Source organism: Arenibacter aquaticus (assembly GCF_003957295.1).
GTDB classification, from domain to species: Bacteria; Bacteroidota; Bacteroidia; order Flavobacteriales; family Flavobacteriaceae; genus Arenibacter; species Arenibacter aquaticus.
Map to the genome: position 1 here is coordinate 111,358 of NZ_RQPJ01000003.1, position 22,777 is coordinate 134,134.

The following is a 22,777-nucleotide window of genomic DNA, read 5'->3' on the forward strand; positions in this document are numbered from 1 at the left end:
CCACCAAAGCCTAAACCCTTGATGGAAACCCCTTTTAATTCGGACTGGTTTGTAAAAACCTGGTTAAAGCACTTTAAAAATTCCGCTGCACCAATAAAATTTGAGTTTATTGATGGGGTCCAATTCTTCAAAAAAAATAAATTACCCATCTATATCAATATTGGTAAAAATTTGACCAAAGGATTTAATTATACCATTAATCCTGATAAAATTAAACTTGGTAATAGGGTACTTTTAATTTATGATATACCCTCCTATTACAATTTACCTTCTACAAAGCAGTATAAAAAGCTTAAAATTAAGAACATTTCCCAATACAACGGGTATTTTACGTCTCTGAACAAATACCAACATCTTGATGACTTTATTGAACAGAACTATAGTTCATCACGCAGAAAAATGCTCAGGAGACGCTATAATGGATTAATAAAGAGTTTTGACATAAGAACCCAAATGTTTTTTGGAGATATTACTTTAGATACTTACAACGATTTATTTGATAAGCTCTATGAATTATTGGATAAACGATTTAAAGAAAAACAAACCGAGTATCACATATTGTCCAAATGGGATTATATCAAAGAACTGAGCTATCCCATGATTCTCAATAAAGAATTGGCTTTGTTTGTTATGTACGATGAAGAGGAGCCTATTGGTATACGCCTATGTTTCCAACATCAAAATAGGCTAATTGGAGCAATTCCCATTTATAATACCGACTTTGCAAAGTTTGGCTTGGGCAATATCTTGACTTTTAAGTTAATTGAATGGTGCCTTCAAAATAACATTGAAGTATTTGATTCCTCAAAGGGCGATTACGGTATAAAAAAACAAATTAGTGATACTGTTTACAGTTATGATTATCACGTATTATATAATCCTAAATCCCTTATTTCCTGTTCCCTAGCTTTAGGCCTTATATATACCTTTCAATTAAAACAATACTTACGTAACAAAAACCTACATACATTTTATCACCGTATAAAGTATAAACTAAAGGGAAAATCAACCAAAAAATCAAACAAGACATCTAACTATCAAATCATTGAAGACGTATTTGATATTAAGAAGGAAGAAAATATTACGGTCATTGATTATAAAGAAAGAAGGTATTCTTATTTAAATAAAATAATCTGCGATTTCCTTTATGCTTCCGGTGAAAGAAAAAAAGACCTTAGAACCTATAAAAAAAAAGATACCAATATCTACTACCTTGTTGGCAAATTTAAGCAACAAAAAGTAATGGCTATACCCTATTTAGACTAGGTTTCTTAGAATTTGTTGCATCCCTATTCCGGCTTTTCATAGCGTTATTGATAACCAGCTTTCGCTTGCCAGAACGCAACAAAGGTATATCATCTACATAGACTACCTTAATTTTGGCATCCTCACCAAAGTATTCCCTATATCTATTTATAAGTTTTTCCTCGTTGGCATAATCAAAACGGTCCGAAACCTTTAACTTTATAACATATTCATTATTCTCCTCCTCAATAAATTGAAACTGATCTATCTCACTAAACTGAAGAATATGATGAACAATATGGGAAGAAACGTACTCCCCTTTTGTATTGGTAAACATATCCATTTTTCTACCTTCAATTTGAGAAAACACAAGTCGGCCTTCAGCATCCCTTGCCATACATCCAATATCCCCTGTGTCATATCTAACCATAGGCATACAGTAATTAAATAAGTCTGTAACCACAATCCTTCCCGACTCTCCTTCTTTTACAGGTATATCCTTGTTCAAGTCCAGAATTTCAATATGATAACTGGCCCAATTAATTTCAAAATTTCTGCTTCCGTATGGTTGTTGGGCAATGATTCCATTTTCCGAATTGGAATAACGGGATACTATTTCCGCATTAAAATATTTTTGCACACCCTCTCTAACATAATCATCCAATCCTTCGGCAATGGCAATGACGGAATTTACCTTGGTGTTTAAAGGTTTAGCATTGTTGGCATCCATATGTTTAATAATAGATCGCAGGGCCGAGGTATAGGCCAATAAGCTTTTTGTACTTTTATCCCTGCCAAATCTCTGAAGCCAGCTTTCTATCTCCTTTTCTCCAAGGTCATCTACAGACTGCATGTCTATATTTTGCATCCAGGATAACCAATCGCTCTTTTTATATTGCTTGTCCCATAACCTTAGATAGTACAACCTTTCCCCTACATTAAAACCCGTTTTCTTCGCAAAATAAATGGTATCTGCTGTATTGCGAGCCCTTTTATTTTTATCGTGAAAAATGTTAAAAGGATTCCCCGTAGACCCACTGGTAGACACTTTGTGCTGTTTCTTATCCTGATAGATATTGCTTTTAAATGATTCAAAATTATCCCTCATCAAAGCCTTGTCCACAACCGGAAAATCTTCCAGGACATTCCCTTCCCTCTCAAGGATTTTATAAAATGGGACAGTTTTGGCTGCATGCTCCAACAATTCTTTCAAATAGGTATTGTGCCTATCAATAGCTCCCTCATTAGGGTAGTTCTCCTGTATAAAAGCAATATCATTTAAATGCCCTTTAATACTCCCTCCTTTTAAAAAATCTGCGGTACAAAACAGCGCACTTCTTGCAAATTCCAATATTTTCATATTAATCTCTCAATTTAACTTTATTCTATGTGGGGGAATCTATCTTGGCAAATTTATAGTTCTTAATTTGTCCCTTTCTGGGAACTTACATATACAATACCATCTTGTATACTATCTATAACATACGAATACTTCTCATCATATGCTTCCGGTATCTGCAAATATCTGGCGTAACGGGTACCCGCTGCTGAACAATATATTAGCGGATCATCTTTTAGAGGATCATAATCCAGCATCTTATACTCCGACGTATCCTTGGGCCTTAAATCATTAAACTTCATTGAAAACAATACTACATTGGTAAAGCTTACATCAGTACTATTTATAACCCTAATATGTGTAGATTGTGGCTCCCGTATTTCATTTTTATTTGCACAAAACACTATAAAAACAAAGGCTCCGAGTACAAAAAGTAATCTCATAACAATATAGTTTTAAAAGTGAAACAATTAAAGCAACAAAAAGATATACTGATTGCCAAATACTTATAGTCAAAATTACATCTTTTAAATGCTTTATTGATCCAAAATCTGTTAATAACCAAAAAAATCTTTGAACTACATCTAATCTCAAAAAATTACATAAAAGCCCCAATAAACCTAATTTTAAGCTTATTTTTATTTAAAGATTTAAGTATAATTGCTTTTTTCAACATCTTTATATTCCTACAATAAACCAAGGTAATACATTAAGATATAGCCATACCAAAATAACAAAGACAGCGTTAACCATATAGAATATTCCTTATTTTAGGTCCACACAATGAAAAGCAGCCTTATTGTTTTATTTCTATTTTTCAATTATCTATCATTCAGTCAGTTACAAATAAAAGGAACTGTATTGGAGTTTAACTTGGATAACAAAGAAAAGGTACTCTCAAATGTAAATGTTCTATGGCTGGATAGCAATATAGGCACTACAACCAATGAATTGGGCGAGTTTGCAATTCCCTATAAAAAAGAATACCAAAAATTAGTGGTAAGCTACGTCGGTTTTAAAACAGATACCATTACCGTAAACAGGCCAAATCTAGGAAAAATATGGCTACATCCTGATGTGGAATTAGAGGAGGTTGTGGTGAGAAAAAAACTGAATCCTATTCAGAAGTCACTTTTCAATGTGCAAAATGTGGTAACTGTAGATAGTAGGGAAATGCTTAAAGCGGCCTGCTGCAACCTATCGGAAAGCTTTGAAACCAACCCTTCTGTTGACGTGAACATTTCCGATGCCGTTACAGGTGCCAAACAAATTCAAATGCTTGGCCTTAACAGTCCCTATCTATTATTTACACAAGAAAACATGCCCTCTATAAGAGGAGCGTCACAGATCTATGGCCTGTCTTTCATTCCCGGTTCTTGGATAGAAAGTATTCAGATTACCAAAGGGGCCGGAAGTGTTCTAAATGGATTTGAGAGTATTTCTGGCCAAATAAACAGTGAGTTGGTAAAACCGTTGACAGACAGTGAACTATTCCTAAATATGTATGCGAACAATTATGAACGCTATGAACTAAACACCCGATACAATACTGTGCTTAACGATAAATTGGCTGCAGGTATTTATCTACATGCCAATTTAAGGGATGGCATCATAGACCGGAATGCCGACAATTTTCTGGATACCCCCTTGGCCAAGCAGATCAATTTTATGAATAGGTGGCAATTTTTGGATCCTGATAAAGGGTGGGTTAGTTTTTTAAATGCCCAGTTCCTTCTGGACGAAAAACAGACAGGGGAAAAAAACTTTGACCCAAAGACTGATCAATTCACAAACAATGCATGGGGAAGCGAGGTTAAAACCAATAGATTGGATATTTCTGCCAAACTAGGTTATGTTTTTCCTGAATTGCCCTACCAAAGTTTTGGGTATCAGACTGCCTTTAGCCATCACGACCAAAACTCCTATTACGGCCTTAACCTCTATGATATAAAACATACCTCCTATTATTCCAATGCTATTTTTAATAGTATTATTGGAAGTACCCAACACAAATTTAAAACCGGACTTAGTTTTAATCACGACCGTTTTGAAGAAAACGTGAATACCACCAATTATGATCGCATAGACAATTCCGTTGGAGCTTTCTTTGAATATACCTATGACAACTTGGAGAAATTAAGTTTTGTTGCGGGACTAAGGTTGGATAACCACAATAGATTGGGAACCTTTATTACCCCTCGCCTACATCTAAGGTATTCCTTATGGAATAAGGCCAGTTTAAGGTTGTCTACAGGACGTGGAAAACGGGCTTCCAATATATTTGCAGAAAACCAACAGCTCTTTGCTTCTTCCAGAGCCATTAACATTGTAAACAATAGTGGTAACCTATATTCCTTACATCCGGAAACTGCCTGGAATACGGGAATTGGTTTCGTACAAAAGCTCTATCTTTGGAATAGGGCCATGGATCTTTCGTTGGATTTTTACAGAATTGCATTTACTGATCAGGTTATTGTAGATTGGGAAAATCCACGGGCCATATCTTTTTACAACCTAAGCGGTAAAAGTGTTTCCAAAAGTTTGCAAGTAGACTTAAGCTATGAGCTTATACAAAACATGAACCTACGCCTTACCTACAAGAATTATGACGTAAAAGTAGATTATCAATCCGGCAGCCTGCAAAAACCATTACAACCCTTACATAGATTTTTTACGAACTTAAGTTATGAAACCCCAAGAAAATACAGACAGCGCCACTGGCGAATGGATTTCACCTTGCACTGGCAAGGTGAACAAAGGTTGCCTAACACCACCACAAATGCAACAGCTTACCAACTCCCAGCTAAGACAGCCGCATATAGTATTATTAATTCCCAATTAACTAGAGCGGTCAATGAAAAGTTTGAGGTTTATCTTGGTGGTGAGAATATTGGCAATACAACCCAAAAAAAACCAATTTTAAGTGCAGAGGATCCCTTTGGCCCTTATTTTGATAGTACCGTATTATTTGCCCCTGTATTGGGCGAAACCTATTATTTGGGCTTCCGATACAGACTATAAATTAATCTCTATAAAATTGCTCTTTAAAAATTGTTACGTACTAAAACTTAAAAATATGTTTACAACTAAAACCTTCGGTAAAATTATATGGATGGCTTCCATTCTATTGGTAAGCGTTCAATTAAATGCCCAAGATAAGAACAAAAAGGTCTCATTTGAGGTGAAAGGCAACTGCGGCATGTGTAAAGCCCGTATAGAAAAAGCCGCCTTAAAAGTAAAGGGTGTGAAATATGTAAATTGGGATATCCCTTCCAAAAAAATAACCCTTATATTGGATGAAAATAAATGCAGCCCTATGGATGTAAGAAAGGCCATTGCACTAAAAGGGCACGACACCGATTCTACCAAAGCAGATATCAAAACATATAACAATCTACCGGCATGCTGTAAATATAGGGACCCAAACAGTATTCATATGGATCACGGTACAAAACACTAAACTCCCAATAGCAAAAAAGGCGACCTCAAGGTCGCCGTTTTGGTTGTATTACAGTATTCCTATAACTTAACCACTCGTTTGGCCATTAAAATATCGCCATTGGCGTCTACCACTTTAATGACATAAAAACCAGAGGATAATCCATATAGGTTATTAATGATTATATTATCAGTATTTTGAAAAGCTTCCTGTCTTATAAGCATCCCCATCATATTGTACACCTCAACACTACAATTTGTTTTCTTATTTAAGTTAATGGTGATCTTTTCGGTGAAAGGGTTAGGATAGGGTTGTATAATAACTGGGGTGTCATCCTTGTTATCTTCTTCCCAAACTATAGGTTTGTTTATATTGGCATCAAAATCATAAGGCTTATTTAACCTTGGTTTTTCTCCATAAAAAGTCTTGCCCGTAAGGCCATTTTCCTGATCGATAGCGGCTATAAAATTAGAACCGGCAGCAGCTTCAAAGCCGGGCAGCAACCGCACTTCATTTACGGATTCCATTCTACAACTAGATCCATTGGGCACAATAAAATTATCCCCTGCCTCAATTACAAACTGGTAATAAAATACCTCTTCTGGCCTATAAGTATTGCTAACAATGTAATTATCTAGCTCAGCCAGCCCATTGACCCCAAAAAACACTCCCAAAGACCTTGAGTCGGTAATATCGTTAGGGTTAACGAGCGGTAGGGTTTGACCATCATAAACATAAGTTCCATCATATCGTAACATAGAGGTTGTTAAGAATGAAGAACTTTGATGTATTTCTTCCCAATTGTGCCATACCCAATCTACAAAAGAGTGGTGAAAATAAAAGATTGGATCTCTTGGTGACAAAGGTGTTGGCATGGCCCCTCCCGTCCATACGTGTGCACCCCTATGAACCGGTCTTCTTTCCAATTCATTGGAAAATTCGAAGAAATCTGTCATAGCATATAAGTTGGTTACGTCCTGCGGAGTAGGCAATGGTCCATTACCCCCTAAATTTCTATTTAAATTCCAGTTGGCGTTAAAACTCCCCAAAAAATCCTGATCCCACAACGGGGATGTAGTGGATTGATCTATGGAAGTGTCCCACCAAGCCAAACTAATATCTGGGTTAATATCCTGTACAGCCTGCTCCATTTCAAACATTTGTCGCCTGTGCCAAGCCAAAAATATCTCCCGTTCCGGTTCATCTGGCAGGTTAAAATGTAAATCCAGACGGGTTTCATCCGTTGTATTATCAAAGTTAAAGAAGTCACTATGAAAGTTGGCTAGGTCATTAAAAAGATCCGGACCGTTCCTTAACTCATAAAAAGCATCCACCAATTCGGTTTTTTCATAGTCTGTCATTTCTTGATAATTCTTTCGTATGCTCTGCGCAACAAGACTGTTGGCAAAACATAAAAAAATCAATATCCTGTAAATGTGTTTCATAAATATCTGTACTTAGACCTATTTTATCTTTTCTCTTCCATAGCTTTTTCCAATTCCGCTATCTTTTGGGAAATGGATTCCAGCTTTTTATTTTGCTCTTCAAGGGCCTTGATCTTTTTCTCCTGTGCCAAGGTATACAAGGTTAATTCCTCAATTTTTCGCAACAACTTGGCATTCATCTTCCCTATATCAATTCCACTTTGCTCTACTTGTGCGGCACTGGGCATGTTTAACAAATAGCCATTAGCCTGTATATGTGCTTCCACCTCTTCCAATGTTGGTAAATTATAACTATTTTCAAAAACATAGTCGGGCCAATTCACCTGTAGCTTTACATTCACTTCTTCTGCCACTACACTCCCGGCTACCGCTAATTGATATCCCTGGGTATTGGTGGTTCCTATTCCCACATTCCTATTGGCGAAAAGATCCCTTGCGTTCCAGTCTACCGTGGCCAAATTCGCATTTTCCGAAGTGTAGTCCACTACCCCGGTACCGGTAGTTGTAACGTTGGCCGTATTACTGACTGCAGATACATTGCCCGCGGCATCCCTGGCCGTAACCGTAAAGGCATAGGAGGTATTTTGGGTAAGCCCTGTTACATTAAAAGTGGTGGCTCCATTGGTGGTACCAATACTGGCTCCGTCTTGAAGTATAGTATACCCTGTAACCCCTACATTATCGGTTGAGGCATCCCAAGAAAGATCGGTAGTAGTATTGGTAGTATTGGCAGCCGTAAGATTAGTGGGCGCTGAGGGCGATTCACCATCGGCAGCTGTATCCGTTGTCACGTTGGCTGTATTACTGGCCGCTGAAACATTACCGGCTGCATCACTGGCCGTAACAGTAAAGGCGTAACTGGTATTTTGTGTAAGTCCTGTTACATTAAAGTTAGTGGCCCCATTGGTAGTCCCTATGCTGGCACCATCCTGCAATATAGTATATCCCGTAACCCCTACATTATCAGTGGAGGCATTCCAAGAAAGATTGGTGGTAGTGGTAGTGGTTCCACTGGCCGTTAAATTGGAAGGTGCGCTAGGCGGTTGATTGTCCGCTGCTGTTTCCGTTGTCACGTTGGCCGTATTACTGGCCGCTGAAACGTTGCCCGCCGCATCACTTGCGGTAACCGTAAAGGCGTAACTCGTATTTTGTGTAAGTCCCGTAACATTAAAAGTAGTGGCCCCACTGGTGGTCCCAATACTAACACCATCCTGTAAAATGGTATATCCCGTAACCCCTACATTATCGGTGGAGGCATTCCAAGAAAGATTGGTGGTAGTGGTAGTGGTTCCACTGGCCGTTAAATTGGAAGGTGCGCTAGGCGGTTGATTGTCCGCTGCAGTTTCCGTTGTCACGTTGGCCGTATTACTGGCCGCTGAAACGTTACCTGCTGCATCACTTGCGGTAACCGTAAAGGCGTAACTGGTATTTTGTGTAAGTCCCGTAACATTAAAAGTAGTGGCTCCATTGGTGGTCCCTATGCTGGCACCATCTTGCAATATGGTATATCCCGTAACCCCTACATTATCGGTGGAAGCATTCCAAGAAAGATTGGTGGTAGTGGTAGTGGTTCCACTGGCCGTTAAATTGGACGGTGCGCTAGGCGCTTCTGTATCCGCCCCACTTCCTTGTAAGGTTATGGACACATTGTCTATTAATACCTCGGTTCCTGCTTGTCCTCCACTCCAAGGGGCTGCATATACCCTAATTTCTGGAGATGTAGTAGTAGCTGTTAAGGACCAAGTATATTGGGTCCAATTACTTCCTGTTATTGCGGTGGTTGAAAAATTGGAAAATCCCGACCAATTGGCGAAAGCCGGACGAAAGCTTAAATTTCCTTCCCTGGCCCAAATACTAATATCATACACTTCCCCTACTACTGCCGTGAAGGTATATCCTGCATACCCCCCGGTAGACCCATTTAATGCAACACTAATTGAAAAAGATCCCGCAAAGGGGTTTACCGCACTACTGGTAGCAATGGCCCTATTGTTGGTAGTCCACCCCGTAACGGTGTTGGCCTCATTGTCTATTGAGGCAGCATTGGCCTGGGTATGTAAATTTTGCGCACTCACCCCCAAAACCATAAAAAATAATACAAAAAATAGTAATTTTTCTGATTTCATAAATATATTGATAACATGTTAAAACTTGAATGAACTTAGTGGGGGAATTAGCTATAAAATTAACATTTATTAAGATGACTGTGCACATTAATCTACGAACGGTAAACTATTCCCTATAAGATGCACTCATTGGTGTATAATCTTCCTAAAACGGACTTGGAAATACACTGAAATTTTAGGGATGATGTGGTATTATTTTTCGTTAATAAACTGAATTGACAAAATTAAAGGCACTATAATACAGATTCTTACGTCAAAACAAGAAAAAACAACCAAATTCCAAACTGGACTACACTTATAAAAAACAAGTAACTTAACAAAAATTCATTAAGTCTTCATATCCCAAATTATACTACATTTGTCGATAATTTCTCATCTTTTAACTAAAGTTCCCTTAATTGGAGTACCCAATTTGTACCTTTAACTTTTTAACCATTTTAAACTTATCCTTATTTATAAATTATGCGAATAACATGGCTTTTAAGAATTGCTTTTTCTTTGTTGTTTACCACGGCCTTCATTGGCTGTAGTCCTGAAGATGGGGCAGATGGTCTTAATGGAACAAACGGTATAGATGGTATTGATGGTTCCAATGGTTACAACGGACTTATAAAAACCTTGGTTGAACAACCAGGGGACAATTGCTCCAACGGTGGGTTTAGCTTACAGTCTGGTCTGGATAGTAATGCCAATGGCACTTTGGACGCTAACGAAGTGACCAGTACAGAATACCTTTGCAACGGTGACAATGCAGATATAACCTATAAGTCCTATGTTGCACTACTTAGCCAGTCCGGAACCGAAAACCCCAGCTCGGTGGTATTGGAAAACACCTTGGATCTGGGTATTAATTGGATAAGGGAATCACAGGGCAAATATGTGGGTACCTTGGACAAGGACATAACCATAGGTAAGACAGTAATATTTTATACTACGCCAACAACCCATACAGGGGTTAGAGGGGAAATAATAAGTGACAACCAGGTAAGGATTGAACTACAGAACGGCACAAATGCCTTTATGGACAACTTCACCAATTTATCTTTTGAACTAAGACAATACGAATAATGCATTTACTGCATAGCCTTTACAAAACTTCTAATATGAAAAAATATTACATAATACCCTTCTTATTTCTTGGTACCCTCTACGGTTACGGACAGGGAAATTACTTTCCCGCCTCAGGAAATGTTGGCATAGGTACCTTAACACCAAGCTACAACTTAGAGGTATCCGGAACCTTTAGTGCATCGGAAATATTTGTAAATGGTACCGCTGTACAAAGCTCGCCATGGACACTAAACGGATCCAATACATATTTTAACACAGGACGTGTAGGTATTGGGACCGTAAATCCTAGCTATGCCTTGGATGTTTCAGGGACTATCAATGCAACGGAGCTCCTGATAGACGGAGCCGCTTTACCTACCTCACCGTGGTCCCTATCCGGTCAACATACCTTTTACAATAGTGGCAATGTGGGGATAGGAACAAGTAGTCCCAATTATTCCCTAGACGTAGCCGGAACCATTAATGCCAATAACCTATTGCTAAATGGTGACCCACTTCCCAGCTCGCCATGGTCAGTGCTTGGAGCAAACACCTTTTACAACAGTGGCAATGTTGGGATTGGAACCAATAGCCCCAATTTTGCTTTGGACGTAGCCGGAACTGTAAATGCTACTAATTTATTGATCAATGGAGCTGAACTCCCTTCCTCTCCATGGAATCTATCTGGTAACAATGCTTTTTACAACTCCGGAAATGTTGGAATAGGAATAGAAAACCCCAATTATGCATTGGATGTTGATGGCACCATTAATGCCACCAATATATTGATAAACGGGGCTGCACTTCCAAGTTCGCCTTGGACATCCTCCGGATCCAACACCTACCTGAACAGTGGAAATGTAGGGATAGGAACCAACAACCCTGACTACGAACTGGATGTTGATGGTACCATTAATGCTAGCGAATTACTGATCAATGGAGCAGCACTTCCAAGTTCGCCTTGGATATCCTCTGGATCCAACACCTACCTGAACAGTGGAAATGTAGGGATAGGAACCAACAGCCCTGACTACGAACTGGATGTTGATGGTACTATTAATGCTAGCGAATTACTGGTCAATGGAGCAGCACTTCCCGGGTCGCCCTGGACAGTGTCCGGATCCAATTTACTTTATGATACCGGCGGAGTAGGTATTGGCATAGCCAGTATCCCCAACGGATACGAATTGGCCGTTGCTGGTGAAATAATTACTGAAGGCGTAACCGTAAAGTTACAGAGTAGTGGCTGGCCCGATTTTGTATTTACCAAAAGTTATGACTTGCCAACCCTTAGGTCTGTGGAACAATTCATAGAGGACAACGGACATCTGGAGCACATTCCCAGTGCTGCCGAGGTGGGTGCCAACGGCATTGATCTTGGGGAGATGAACCGCAAATTGCTTCAAAAAATTGAGGAATTAACACTTTACACTATTCAACAACAGAAAGAAATTGAGGAACTTAAGAAAGTAAACACTACTTTAAATAAAAATAATAACACCCTACAGAACATATTAGAGAGAATGGAGAAATTGGAGAAACAACTTAAGTAAACATTATCCTTTTGAAGTAACATTTAGAAATGACCTTTTTAACAACATGTAGCACATGCGACAACAGTATAAGGCCCCTATTTAATAGTTCTTTAAAACAATATGTAACATCTTATACAGTTTATACTATGTAATCCTTTGTAAAACTCTTTGTAAAATTAATGGCAATGCCGTTATTTGAGCAAAATTAGGTTTTATCTCAATTAATTTAATATCCGTTTATGGGAATATTGTTTTGGCTTAGAAATTCTTTTTTTTGGACTATGGATGCCTTAAAAGGCAGCTCAGTAAAAAAAGACTTTCTTCAAATAGAGACTTGTTTTAAATTGTCCTCCTTCGAGGAGCTTCAGCAGCACAATAAACCTATTCTAAAGCATCTACTGAATACGGCTGTAAGTGAATCCACTTTTTATAAAAAATATGCGGGATATAAGAGCTTGAGAGATTTTCCGGTTGTTGACAAACATATTATCAAGAAAAACTTTGACGAGATAAGCATATCCGACAAAACCAAGGAGAAATTATTTACAGTAAGCACCAGTGGTTCTACCGGTACCCCTTTCAAAATTTTTCAATCTAAAAGAAAAAAAACACGCAATACGGCAGACACCCTTTATTTTGCGAATTCCGCGGGATATTTTCTTGGGCATCAATTATTATATCTTCGCCTCTGGTCTGCCTACTACCGTAAAAGTAACTTTTTGGCCAAACTACAAAATATAAGGCAACTAGACGTTCAAGATCTAGATGAGCCATATATTGAAAAATTGATTGAAGAGTTAAAAAAAGACAAATCCATAAAAGGATGGTTGGGCTACCCCTCTGGTTTTGAAAAAATATGTAATTATTTGGACAAAACTGGTTCTGGACAATTGGACTGCAATATACAGTCTATTATCGCGATGTCTGAAGGTCTCAGTCACTATGTAAAAAGCAAAATGGAATATTATTTTCAGGCCCCTGTAGTGTCTAGATATAGCAACGTTGAAAACGGTATTATCGCCCAGCAAAAACCAGGAGAAAAATACTTTACCATAAACTGGGCCAGTTACCACGTGGAAATATTGGATATCAATAAGGATATTCCTGTAAAAACTGGTGAAATTGGTAGAATTGTGGTCACCGATCTTTACAATACTGCTACCCCCATGATCCGCTACGATACAGGAGATCTTGGTTCTTTTTCCTTCCTAAAAGACCAGCATAACAAATTTCCAATGCTGAGTAGCGTACAAGGGAGAAAAATGGACGTGCTATTGGATACCAACGGCAATTTAGTGAGTCCTTTTAAAATGTATAATTACCTTCATGACTATCCTGAATTGGACCAAGTTCAGTTTATCCAATCTGGCAAAAACAGGTATACCATAAAAATAAATAAAAAAGGAAGCTTTAAAAGAGAGAATGAATTTGTTTATCTTTTTAAAAAAGATATGGGAAAAGACGCTGTAATTTCTATTGAATATGTTGATGAAATTCCTTTACTAAAATCAGGAAAAAGAAAATTAACAGTAAACCTTTGCCAATAAGCTATTAGCATGTACATATTGGGGCCAACATATGTTATTACTTATTACCCCCAAAACCGATTAAATCCTAATAAAAGACAACAGTAATACAGAAACCAATAAACTATCCATATCAACTATTATTATGAAAACTACCAATATTCTCTTTACCTGTGCCGGAAGAAGGAATTATTTGATCAATTATTTTAAGGAAGCCCTTAATGGTCGCGGAAAGATAATCGCCGTGGACAATCAAACCAACGCCCCTGCCCTTATTGACGCTGACATAGCCTTACAAGTTTCCAGCATTTATTCGGACACCTATATAGACGAACTAAAAGATATATGCTCCCAATATAAAGTAAGCGCCATAATATCCTTGAATGACCTAGAACTCCCCATACTCTCGAAAAATAAAAGTGAAATTGAGAAATGTGGAGCCAAAGTTATAGTTTCCAATGAAAAGGCTATAAATATTTCCTTTGACAAATGGAAAACCTTTCAGTTTTTGAAAGAAAATAATTTACTTACCCCTGCCACTTATATAGATATAGATTTGGCCCTAAAAGACCTAAAGTCCAATACATTGCAATTTCCCTTAATCTTAAAGCCTAGATGGGGAAGTGCCTCTATAGGCATTGAAATTGTAGAGAATGAAGAAGAGCTGGAATACGCATATCGATTATTGAAAATTAAATTGACCCGATCCATTTTAAACAAGGCTAGTGAAGAAGACGTCAACAGCGCCATTCTAATACAGGAAATGATTAAAGGAACCGAATACGGCATGGATGTTGTTAACAATTTATCTGGAGAATATTTTGGCACCTTTGCCCGTGAAAAACTATCCATGAGATCAGGAGAAACCGACAAGGCCAAATCGGTCATTAGTCCAGCACTTAATGAGATAGGCGAAAAGATTGCCAAAAATTTGAACCACTATGGAAATTTAGACTGTGATGTATTTGTAAACGGAGATAAGAATTACGTACTGGAACTTAACCCAAGGTTTGGAGGAGGTTACCCCTTTTCTCATGAAGCAGGGATAAATACAGCGGCAATTTATATAGAATGGATACTTGGTAACACTGATGTTAACCATTTTAATAAATACAAGGCGGACATTTCCTTTGCAAAATGTGACAAATTAATAAAAATACCCAATTAGACTATTAATTAAATTGAAAGAGACCAAATAAATAACCAATTATGCTTAAACTTGTGGCAAACGATAAATTTTCGTAATTTAATTGTTAGAAGCCCCCCCGTGTAATGGAAATAATACTCTTCGAAACCTTAGTTAAGGACCTAACCCTTAAGGCTTACCCCCTATCTTCTGAAAGGGATATATTTCGTTACAACCAACTATTACAACTTTTTCCCAACAACCCTCTGTACAACATAGAACTATTGTCCTTTGGACAAGATGAAAATGAAGAACTCATGTATTTTGTCATGATGAAAAATGACACTCCCTTGGTTCTCATGCCTTTTTGGTTTAGAAAGGTTCATTTTGAAGGCAAGTATACAGGCTATAACGACATTAGCTCACCTTATGGCTACAGCGGTCCAGTTTTTGCAAAAGGGAGCAATGATAAAATTGCCATTAAGTTTTGGGAAGAGGTAGATCTATGGTACAAAAAGCACAAAGTGGTTTCCGAGTTTATCAGGTTTAATATGCAAGAAAACTGGAAACACTATACTGGTCAAATTAAACCCACCTTAACCAATGTTTGTGGAAGGGTACTTCCAGAAGACGAACAATGGAAAAATTTTAAACCCAAGGTTAGGAATAACTATAGAAAATCGGTAAAATGTGGACTAAGGAGCCAAATATTACATAACAACATCACAGATAAGGTTATAGTCCAATTTCACAAAATCTATACCTGCACCATGGAACGCAAAAATGCGACTTCAAATTATTTCTATGATTTGGATTATTTTAGAAACCTTATTTATAACAACCCTTCTACCTGTGCTATCGTAATGGTTTATAAGGATAATACTCCTGTTTCAGCAGAACTTCTACTGTTATCCGACACCACTATCAATTCCTTTCTAGGAGGAACAGACGATAACTATTTTGATACCCGACCCAATGATTTCCTAAAAGTAGAAGTGCTTAAGTGGGCTAGAGAAAAAGGATACACCTATTACTTTTTAGGTGGAGGCAGAGAAAATGGTGACAGTCTTTACCACTACAAAAAGGATTTCTTTCCATTGGATAATGACACTATTTTTTATACCGGAAGAAAGATAATTGACCATGAGGGCTACAACATTCTTGCGAACTCCAATCCGTATTGTATTGGCTGCACCTTTGGAAACTATTTCCCCCTATATAGGTGCAAACAAGCCTGCTAACTGGTAACAGAACAAAATATAGGCAATCCACATTATTCTAAGCAATGCTAGGGGAAAACCCATAAAAATGGCGAGAGCCTATTTTGTGACAGAAATAACTATCAGTGATATGTAAGCTATTTTTGTGCCCTTTTATTCCTTTTTTCCATTCACAAAGATCTACATTATAATTGCTATGGGTCGGTAGTATTTACCACAGCAAACAAACTTCGCCACTATATTACAATACAGTGTAAACAAAAAAACCAACTTTAAAGCTTGGTGCTTCAAAGTTGGTTTAAATATGTACTGTAAATAAAAGGTATTAAACCTCACAAGGGTCGAGGTATTGAACCTAGATCCCGCCGAAAAAGGCGGGATTAGTTCAGCTTTCAATTTTCAGTGCGTCTTATTGACTTCTCAAAATTGAGTTTCACTAATAAAACCTATTCTGGGTAGTGCTCCAAATTAAAACTCAACCACCTCAAAGGCCGATCTTCTGTTAAGCCTATGCTTGGATTCTGGGCAATAGGTAGTGTTATCACATTCATTTACCAATTGGGTTTCCCCGTATCCCTCACCAGTTAACCTGGAAGCGTCTATTCCTTTTTCCCCAATTAGATATTCCAAAGTTTGTTGTACCCTACGTTCGGATAAGCTTTGGTTATACTTTTCTGCTCCTCTGGAATCTGTATGCCCCCCCACCTGTATGGTCAAGCCAGGATTCTCTTTCATTAACACAGCCAAGTTATCCAATAGTTCTTTATAAGGCTTGCTCAAGTAGGAAGAATTGAGTCTAAAGTATACATTCCCCAAATCTTTGATCTTATTCTCCAATTCTGTTCTTCTCCTATTCTCTGCATCCCTTCTCGCCTGCTCCTCTGCGGCCAAACGCGCTTTTTCCTTTTCTTGTGCCAAACGCTCTGCCATAAGTTTCGCTTCCTCTTCTGCTTTTTTTGCAGCTGCTATAGAATCGGATATTCTTTGGTTCTCCTCTATTAATGCCAATTTCTCCTGTCCTTTTTTGGAAAGCTCCTTTTCTACTCCAAACCTGAACACCACTCCAGCAGAATGCTGAAGCTGTTTGGTAGACCCTTCTTTAATACCCCATTTACCCATGGTATTAAAATTTAGGCCCCATTTATCACTAAACCAGGTATTAAAACCAAATCCGGCATTGGCGGTGGCCCTACCTACAGAACCTATGTCACTGTAGCCAGCACCTACTTGAAGAAACGGATCAAACCAAGCCGTTTCACCAACAATCTTGTTTAGATCATAGCTAACCATACCATCAATGGCATAGTAATCCCTTTCTGCCGTATTGATCTCACCATCTACACGCTTTCCTACTTTGTATTTATTATAGGAACCTACGGCCCTTATACCCAATCCGTTTTTAAAATACCTCCCTATACTTATGGAAGAGGGATAAGGAAGGGCATTCCAAGTATCCTTAATATTCATGAAATCATCACCAAAGGGCGTAGCGGAATCATCTACAATATTGTAGCCTATACCCAATACCCATGAGCTGCTCACTATACTGTCCTTGGCAGTTAATTCCAATTCTTGGGCACCGCCCATATAAAAGGAAAAAGCTAGTAATAAAGAAAAAATAATCTTGTAGGTTTTCATACAATAATACATTTAGGAATCAATTATATTTATCCCCAAAGCTATGTCAACCCAATAGAGCCGCCATCATTATTCTATAAAATACCTCAAAACTCGACATAGGGCAGATAAAGAAAATTCCGACAAATTTCTAATGATTTTTAATTTTCCGTTGTCGTATAAAATGGTAGTTCGTCCCATTATATGCAATACCTCAATATCCTACTGAAAGACAAATACTTATCTAAAATACTACCTACAAATAGGTAAGTAATTACAGTCTCCCAATTACCTTAAAGCCAACAACCATTCTTTTATTGTACTAGTATCTCTTTTTGGGTATAAGGAAGTGTATACATACAAAATGGTGTAGTTTCAAGTATACCTTCTTTTTGGAATGGAGCCCCCTCCTTTGGACTCAAAGTTATTGCATCCTTTGACTCTTTAAGCAGTTCCAATTTTAAACTCCTGTGCCCAGCGCTAATGCCTCCACAGTAAATAACAACAATTTTTTTTGAAAAATCTACCTGAGGAACAGGCAATCCAGGCTTTCTTGTTTTATTGATTTGCAGAAAAAAATTTCTCAAGGCTTTAGAGTCCCTGATAACCATAAACGTCTCCTTTTCCACACCGCTGTGGCTGTCACTTAGCACATGTTCCAACATTTGGACTTCCTGAGGGCTATCTTTGGTATTTTCCGCCAATAGTCCTTTTTGTCCTACACAGGATATTGCAAAAAGAAAAAGAGAGAGTAGTATGGCCCGCATTAGTTCTGTTCCATGCCTTGGTGTCTTGCCTCAAGGGCCTTTTCATATATTGCCTCATATAATGGCAATACCTTGAGTATATCAAAATCCATTGCTGCCTTGGCAGCGTTGGATTTAAACTCCTCCAGGGTTTCATCGGTTCTCAGTATTTTTAGGGCATTTTCAGCCATTTCAGCTACATTGCCCACATCACTTAAATACCCTGTAATCCCGTGACGGTTTACCTCAGGTATTCCCCCGGTATTACTGGATATAATGGCTACCCTATTAATCATAGCCTCCAAAGCTGCCAAGCCAAAACTTTCAGTCTGGGAAGGTAGAAGAAACAAATCCGAAAAACACAAAATTCTGTCTATCTCATTACTGTTCCCCAAAAAGATAACTTTATTGCTTATTCCCAGCTCCTCACATAGACGTTCGGCCCCCTCCTTTTCAGGCCCCTCACCTACCATTATGAGCTTTGCCGGTATTTCCTTTTGAATTTTAAAAAAGATTTGTATAACATCAGGTATACGTTTTACCTTCCTAAAATTACTTATATGGGTAATTATCCTTTCGTCCTCCGAAGCCATTAAGGAACGTTGACAATCTGTAAAGTGTGTACTGTATTTATTTTTATCTATAAAATTGGGGACTACGGCAATTTCCTTTTTTATATCAAACCACTCCAGAGTACTCTGTTTTAAATTATGGCTAACAGAGGTAACCACATCGGATTTATTTATACTGAAATTAACCGCAGGTCTATAAAAAGGATGTTTCCCCACCAAGGTAATATCTGTTCCGTGCAAGGTGGTAACCATTGGTATATAGATGCCCTCCTCCTCCAGCATTTTTTGTGCCATATAACCTGCATATGCATGTGGTATGGCGTAATGTACATGTAACAGCTCTATTCCGAACAACTTTATGGTATCTACCAATTTACTGGAAAGTGCCAATTCATAGGGCTGGTAATGGAACAGAGGGTATTCCGGGACATGTACTTCATGAAAGTATATTTTATTGCTCAAAAGCTCCAGTCGCACTGGTTGCCGATAGGTAATAAAATGGATTTCATGGCCCCTGTTGGCCAAGGCAATTCCCAATTCAGTGGCCACTACCCCACTACCACCAAAAGTTGGATAACATACTATAGCTATTTTCATTTACTTCTTATTTTGTATTAGTGGTCACGGTTACCCTATAATGATCCACATAATAATATTGTACCGAGTTCGTCACTTTCACCATTGCCTAATCTTAATAGGACAATTGATCCTATTTATTAAACTCCTTTCTAACCCCTCTACCTTATTTCAGGACCAGTTAAAACCATTTAGTCGAACAAGGATATAATAAATTTCAGTTCGACGAAAAAATAGACGACCCCTGTTTTTACAAAGTAATGATTTAATTTATTATTGCTTCGTATATAGCCTTCTGAATCCTTGTTCTTAACCCAGATTTAACTAAAAGGGTATTGGAAGCTGTTGGATAAGTTCTGTTGGATAGAAAAACATAAACTAGGTCTTCTTCCGGATCTGCCCAGGTATAGGTACCCGTAAAACCGCTATGCCCAAAACTTTTACGGGAAACCAATTCGCATGCTGGACCACCTCCATTGATATCCGGTTTATCAAAGCCAATTCCTCGTCTAACATTTTTATCACAGAAATAACAGGTGTTAAACTTTTTTATGGTTCTTCCTTGCAGGAATTGTTGTCCGCCATAAAAACCATTCTGCAGATACATCTGCATAATTTTTGCTACATCATTGGCATTACTAAAAAGTCCGGCATGTCCACCAACTCCACCTTGCATGGCAGCTCCCATGTCATGTACATACCCCTGTACGGTCTGATACCTATAATAATTATCCTCCTCCGAAGGAACAATGTTAGTCTTGGAAAACTTATCCAGTGGATTAAATCCTGTATGTGTGGCCCCTAGGGGTTTATATAAAAATTCGTCAACCAAACTATCAAGACGCTTGTTGTGGGCATCTTCAATATATTTTTTCATAACATAATAAGCCACATCACTGTAACGATATCGGTTAGATTTTAAATGTTGCCTGCCAATCCTATTGTATATGGAATCATTATATACATCGGAAAGATATAGTTTTTCGGCCACCTTTACTGAATACCCTTGCGTAGCATGGTTCCTGTAAAACATATTGGAAGGTTTTCTTTTATCATCAAGCGTATCTATATAAAAGGCTATCCATGCCGGCAACCTCCCGTAATGGGACAATGCCTTTAGGACCGTAACATCTTTTAACTCGGATTTGGAATATTCCGGTATAAGCTCCTCAAAAGTATTGTTCAATCCTATGTCCCCTTCTTCTTCCATCTTCATTACCATGGGCAATGTTGCCAAAATCTTGGTCAAAGAAGCCAAATCATATATATGACCAGAGGTCACCTCTTCTTCTGACTGATAGGTGGGTTTTCCAAACCCCTTGTTGTACACTACTTTTCCCTTACGGGCAACCAATACCTGGGCGCCGGGAAACATTAAGGAGTCCAAACCATTCTGAACCAGTTCATCTATTTTGTTCAATTTACGGGAACTTAAGCCCACCCTTTCTGGAAGGCTATATCCCAACCTCATTAAAGACGCCATTGGAATACCGGTATTTACGGGAAAAGAAGCATGTGAACTTACCGGTAAAATACCTTTAGCCGGAATAGCCCCAAAAATAATTTGGGCCGTTTTTTCTTGGGCTACCGCACTGTTCTGATACCCAACAACCACAGCATCAACCCCCTCAAAATTGGGTACATCCAATAGCGCATATGGCTTGGCAAATAGTGCTAGAATTAAATTTGAGCTTCGTTGCCTTGCTATTTCCCCTAACCAAAACAACTCTGTCTTCGTAAATTTATAAGGCTTCCAAGGGCTTTCATTACTCTTGTGCAAACCTATAATTACCAAGTTGTAATCACTTAGTTTTTTCTTTAAGGTAGCAATGTCCTTACCATTGATTTGGGTAACATTGGCGTATTTGTTCAATTCCGTTAAGAAAGGCTCATTAGTATCCTCCCCAAATTTTACATAAGCAATTTTCTTATTCTCCAATTTCTTGATGGGCATTAAGGAGAAATCATTCTTAACCACTGTAATGGCATTCTCTATTGCCTCCTCATATAACAGCTCATCTTCCAAGGAATTCAAGTCCTCATATAGGCTTTCCAGTACTATTGGCCTGTATTGATGAAGGCCCACTTTATACTTTGCCATTAATATTTTTTTTACGGAATAAGCCAATCGTCTTTCTGTAATTCTACCATTATTATAGGCTTCCAATAGTTTTCCCTTTGCCTTGGCTACATCCAAGGGCATCAAGAGGATATCATTTCCGGCCAAGAATGCCGATAGTTCAACTTCTCCCTCTTTGGCAAAATTGGAAACTCCCTTCATATTCAGGGCATCGGTAAATACCAGGCCGTTAAAGTTTAATTCTTCCTTAAGTACCCCTGAAATGATCTGTTCGGAGAGAGATGAAGGATACCCCTCCCTTATTTCCAAACTGGGCACGCTCAAATGTGCCACCATTACACTACTCAGTCCTTCTTTGATAAGATTTTTGTAGGGATATAATTCAATACTATCCAATCGCTCTCTGCTAAAATCGATTATGGGCAAGGCCTTATGCGAATCTACCGCTATATCCCCATGGCCCGGGAAATGTTTTCCGCTAGACAACACACCGGCGCTTTCCATTCCTTTCATATAAGCGGCTCCCTTTTGGGCTACATTCTCACGATCTTCACCAAAGGAACGGTTACCTATAATGGGGTTCTTGGGATTGGTATTAATATCTATGTCCGGTGCAAAATTAATATGGACTCCCAACCTCTTGGCATGTTTTCCAATTTGGTATCCTACTTTCTCCACTATTGCATTATCTGAAATAGCCCCCAAAGTCATATTCCAAGGAAAAGCATAGGTAGAATCCAGTCTCATGGCCAGTCCCCATTCCGCATCCAGACCGATCATTAAAGGTATTTTGGAAATGCTTTGAAAGTCATTGGTCATCTGTGCCTGTCTGACTGGGCCACCCGTAGAAAATATTACCCCACCAATATGATGGTCCCTAATTAATTTCTTGGCTTTTTCGGTACTGGCCATTCCCTGATCGGAATTCACCATTACCATAAACAATTGCCCCAAGCGTTCATCCAATGACATTTTTCCATAGGTTGCCTCAACCCACTCCCGCTGCGCCAGACTATCCTTGGTAACCAATGGATTTACTTGACCATGAAGGGTAAATAGTGATATAAAAAAGAAAAAAGCTATGTGGTTTTTGCGCATAAAGAAATCCATCTTTGATGGTGACTAACAATTATTT

Annotated in this window: 16 protein-coding genes; 8 read left to right on the top strand and 8 right to left on the bottom strand. The window is 38.4% G+C overall.

The window, feature by feature from the left end; all coding sequences use genetic code 11:
- Positions 1 to 21: 21 nt before the first annotated feature.
- Positions 22 to 1,266 (top strand): GNAT family N-acetyltransferase, encoded by a 1,245-nt coding sequence (locus EHW67_RS07685; RefSeq protein ID WP_126161796.1) that lies wholly within the window; start codon positions 22 to 24, stop codon positions 1,264 to 1,266.
- Here EHW67_RS07685 and EHW67_RS07690 read toward each other — a convergent pair.
- Entirely contained in the window at positions 1,247 to 2,605 is a 1,359-nt protein-coding gene (locus tag EHW67_RS07690) for a phenylacetate--CoA ligase family protein (protein ID WP_126161797.1), read from the bottom strand. The genes EHW67_RS07685 and EHW67_RS07690 overlap by 20 nt on opposite strands.
- 62 nt (positions 2,606 to 2,667) lie before the next feature.
- A complete protein-coding gene (locus EHW67_RS07695) occupies positions 2,668 to 3,027 on the bottom strand; it encodes a hypothetical protein (RefSeq protein ID WP_126161798.1) in 360 nt (119 codons plus the stop codon).
- A gap of 340 nt (positions 3,028 to 3,367) precedes the next feature.
- Between EHW67_RS07695 and EHW67_RS07700 the strand changes: the two genes are divergently transcribed.
- The gene (locus EHW67_RS07700; protein ID WP_126161799.1) at positions 3,368 to 5,605 is read left to right on the top strand and encodes a TonB-dependent receptor; all 2,238 of its coding nucleotides are present in this window, start codon (positions 3,368 to 3,370) and stop codon (positions 5,603 to 5,605) included.
- Positions 5,606 to 5,660: 55 nt separating this feature from the next.
- The gene (locus EHW67_RS07705; RefSeq protein ID WP_394343583.1) at positions 5,661 to 6,044 is read left to right on the top strand and encodes a heavy-metal-associated domain-containing protein; all 384 of its coding nucleotides are present in this window, start codon (positions 5,661 to 5,663) and stop codon (positions 6,042 to 6,044) included.
- A 59-nt stretch (positions 6,045 to 6,103) separates the two neighbouring features.
- On the opposite strand, the gene EHW67_RS07710 is transcribed toward EHW67_RS07705, so the two are convergent.
- Positions 6,104 to 7,468 (bottom strand): tyrosinase family protein, encoded by a 1,365-nt coding sequence (locus EHW67_RS07710; protein WP_126161800.1) that lies wholly within the window; start codon positions 7,466 to 7,468, stop codon positions 6,104 to 6,106.
- Between the two features lie 23 nt (positions 7,469 to 7,491).
- Positions 7,492 to 9,594 (bottom strand): fibronectin type III domain-containing protein, encoded by a 2,103-nt coding sequence (locus EHW67_RS20670; protein WP_126161801.1) that lies wholly within the window; start codon positions 9,592 to 9,594, stop codon positions 7,492 to 7,494.
- Positions 9,595 to 10,056: 462 nt separating this feature from the next.
- Between EHW67_RS20670 and EHW67_RS07720 the strand changes: the two genes are divergently transcribed.
- The 5 genes from EHW67_RS07720 (at position 10,057) to EHW67_RS07740 (ending at position 16,072) form a co-directional block, all read left to right on the top strand.
- Complete coding sequence (locus EHW67_RS07720) at positions 10,057 to 10,662, top strand: DUF7151 family protein (protein WP_126161802.1); 606 nt, start codon at positions 10,057 to 10,059, stop codon at positions 10,660 to 10,662.
- Between the two features lie 35 nt (positions 10,663 to 10,697).
- Positions 10,698 to 12,197, top strand: a complete 1,500-nt coding sequence (locus tag EHW67_RS07725; protein ID WP_126161803.1) for a hypothetical protein — start codon at positions 10,698 to 10,700, stop codon at positions 12,195 to 12,197.
- A gap of 221 nt (positions 12,198 to 12,418) precedes the next feature.
- The gene (locus EHW67_RS07730) at positions 12,419 to 13,726 is read left to right on the top strand and encodes a CoF synthetase (protein WP_126161804.1); all 1,308 of its coding nucleotides are present in this window, start codon (positions 12,419 to 12,421) and stop codon (positions 13,724 to 13,726) included.
- 124 nt (positions 13,727 to 13,850) lie between these two features.
- A complete protein-coding gene (locus EHW67_RS07735; protein ID WP_126161805.1) occupies positions 13,851 to 14,873 on the top strand; it encodes an ATP-grasp domain-containing protein in 1,023 nt (340 codons plus the stop codon).
- A 104-nt stretch (positions 14,874 to 14,977) separates the two neighbouring features.
- A complete protein-coding gene (locus EHW67_RS07740) occupies positions 14,978 to 16,072 on the top strand; it encodes a GNAT family N-acetyltransferase (protein WP_126161806.1) in 1,095 nt (364 codons plus the stop codon).
- Positions 16,073 to 16,519: 447 nt separating this feature from the next.
- On the opposite strand, the gene EHW67_RS07745 is transcribed toward EHW67_RS07740, so the two are convergent.
- From EHW67_RS07745 to EHW67_RS07760, 4 genes are all read right to left on the bottom strand, one after another.
- Positions 16,520 to 17,689, bottom strand: coding sequence for an OmpA family protein (locus EHW67_RS07745; RefSeq protein WP_126161807.1), 1,170 nt, complete (start codon positions 17,687 to 17,689; stop codon positions 16,520 to 16,522).
- A gap of 293 nt (positions 17,690 to 17,982) precedes the next feature.
- Positions 17,983 to 18,279 (bottom strand): hypothetical protein, encoded by a 297-nt coding sequence (locus EHW67_RS07750; protein WP_158285097.1) that lies wholly within the window; start codon positions 18,277 to 18,279, stop codon positions 17,983 to 17,985.
- A 155-nt stretch (positions 18,280 to 18,434) separates the two neighbouring features.
- Entirely contained in the window at positions 18,435 to 19,583 is a 1,149-nt protein-coding gene (gene bshA, locus EHW67_RS07755; RefSeq protein ID WP_126161809.1) for an N-acetyl-alpha-D-glucosaminyl L-malate synthase BshA, read from the bottom strand.
- Positions 19,584 to 19,827: 244 nt separating this feature from the next.
- On the bottom strand, positions 19,828 to 22,740 hold the full coding sequence (locus EHW67_RS07760) for a glycoside hydrolase family 3 N-terminal domain-containing protein (protein WP_126161810.1): 2,913 nt from the start codon (positions 22,738 to 22,740) through the stop codon (positions 19,828 to 19,830).
- Positions 22,741 to 22,777 lie beyond the last annotated feature (37 nt).

Coding starts and splice junctions, on each gene's coding strand:
- EHW67_RS07685 (WP_126161796.1), top strand. CDS start 22: ATGGAAACCCCTTTTAATTCGGACTGGTTTGTAAAAACCTGGTTAAAG.
- EHW67_RS07690 (WP_126161797.1), bottom strand. CDS start 2,605: ATGAAAATATTGGAATTTGCAAGAAGTGCGCTGTTTTGTACCGCAGAT.
- EHW67_RS07695 (WP_126161798.1), bottom strand. CDS start 3,027: ATGAGATTACTTTTTGTACTCGGAGCCTTTGTTTTTATAGTGTTTTGT.
- EHW67_RS07700 (WP_126161799.1), top strand. CDS start 3,368: ATGAAAAGCAGCCTTATTGTTTTATTTCTATTTTTCAATTATCTATCA.
- EHW67_RS07705 (WP_394343583.1), top strand. CDS start 5,661: ATGTTTACAACTAAAACCTTCGGTAAAATTATATGGATGGCTTCCATT.
- EHW67_RS07710 (WP_126161800.1), bottom strand. CDS start 7,468: ATGAAACACATTTACAGGATATTGATTTTTTTATGTTTTGCCAACAGT.
- EHW67_RS20670 (WP_126161801.1), bottom strand. CDS start 9,594: ATGAAATCAGAAAAATTACTATTTTTTGTATTATTTTTTATGGTTTTG.
- EHW67_RS07720 (WP_126161802.1), top strand. CDS start 10,057: ATGCGAATAACATGGCTTTTAAGAATTGCTTTTTCTTTGTTGTTTACC.
- EHW67_RS07725 (WP_126161803.1), top strand. CDS start 10,698: ATGAAAAAATATTACATAATACCCTTCTTATTTCTTGGTACCCTCTAC.
- EHW67_RS07730 (WP_126161804.1), top strand. CDS start 12,419: ATGGGAATATTGTTTTGGCTTAGAAATTCTTTTTTTTGGACTATGGAT.
- EHW67_RS07735 (WP_126161805.1), top strand. CDS start 13,851: ATGAAAACTACCAATATTCTCTTTACCTGTGCCGGAAGAAGGAATTAT.
- EHW67_RS07740 (WP_126161806.1), top strand. CDS start 14,978: ATGGAAATAATACTCTTCGAAACCTTAGTTAAGGACCTAACCCTTAAG.
- EHW67_RS07745 (WP_126161807.1), bottom strand. CDS start 17,689: ATGAAAACCTACAAGATTATTTTTTCTTTATTACTAGCTTTTTCCTTT.
- EHW67_RS07750 (WP_158285097.1), bottom strand. CDS start 18,279: ATGGTTATCAGGGACTCTAAAGCCTTGAGAAATTTTTTTCTGCAAATC.
- bshA (WP_126161809.1), bottom strand. CDS start 19,583: ATGAAAATAGCTATAGTATGTTATCCAACTTTTGGTGGTAGTGGGGTA.
- EHW67_RS07760 (WP_126161810.1), bottom strand. CDS start 22,740: ATGCGCAAAAACCACATAGCTTTTTTCTTTTTTATATCACTATTTACC.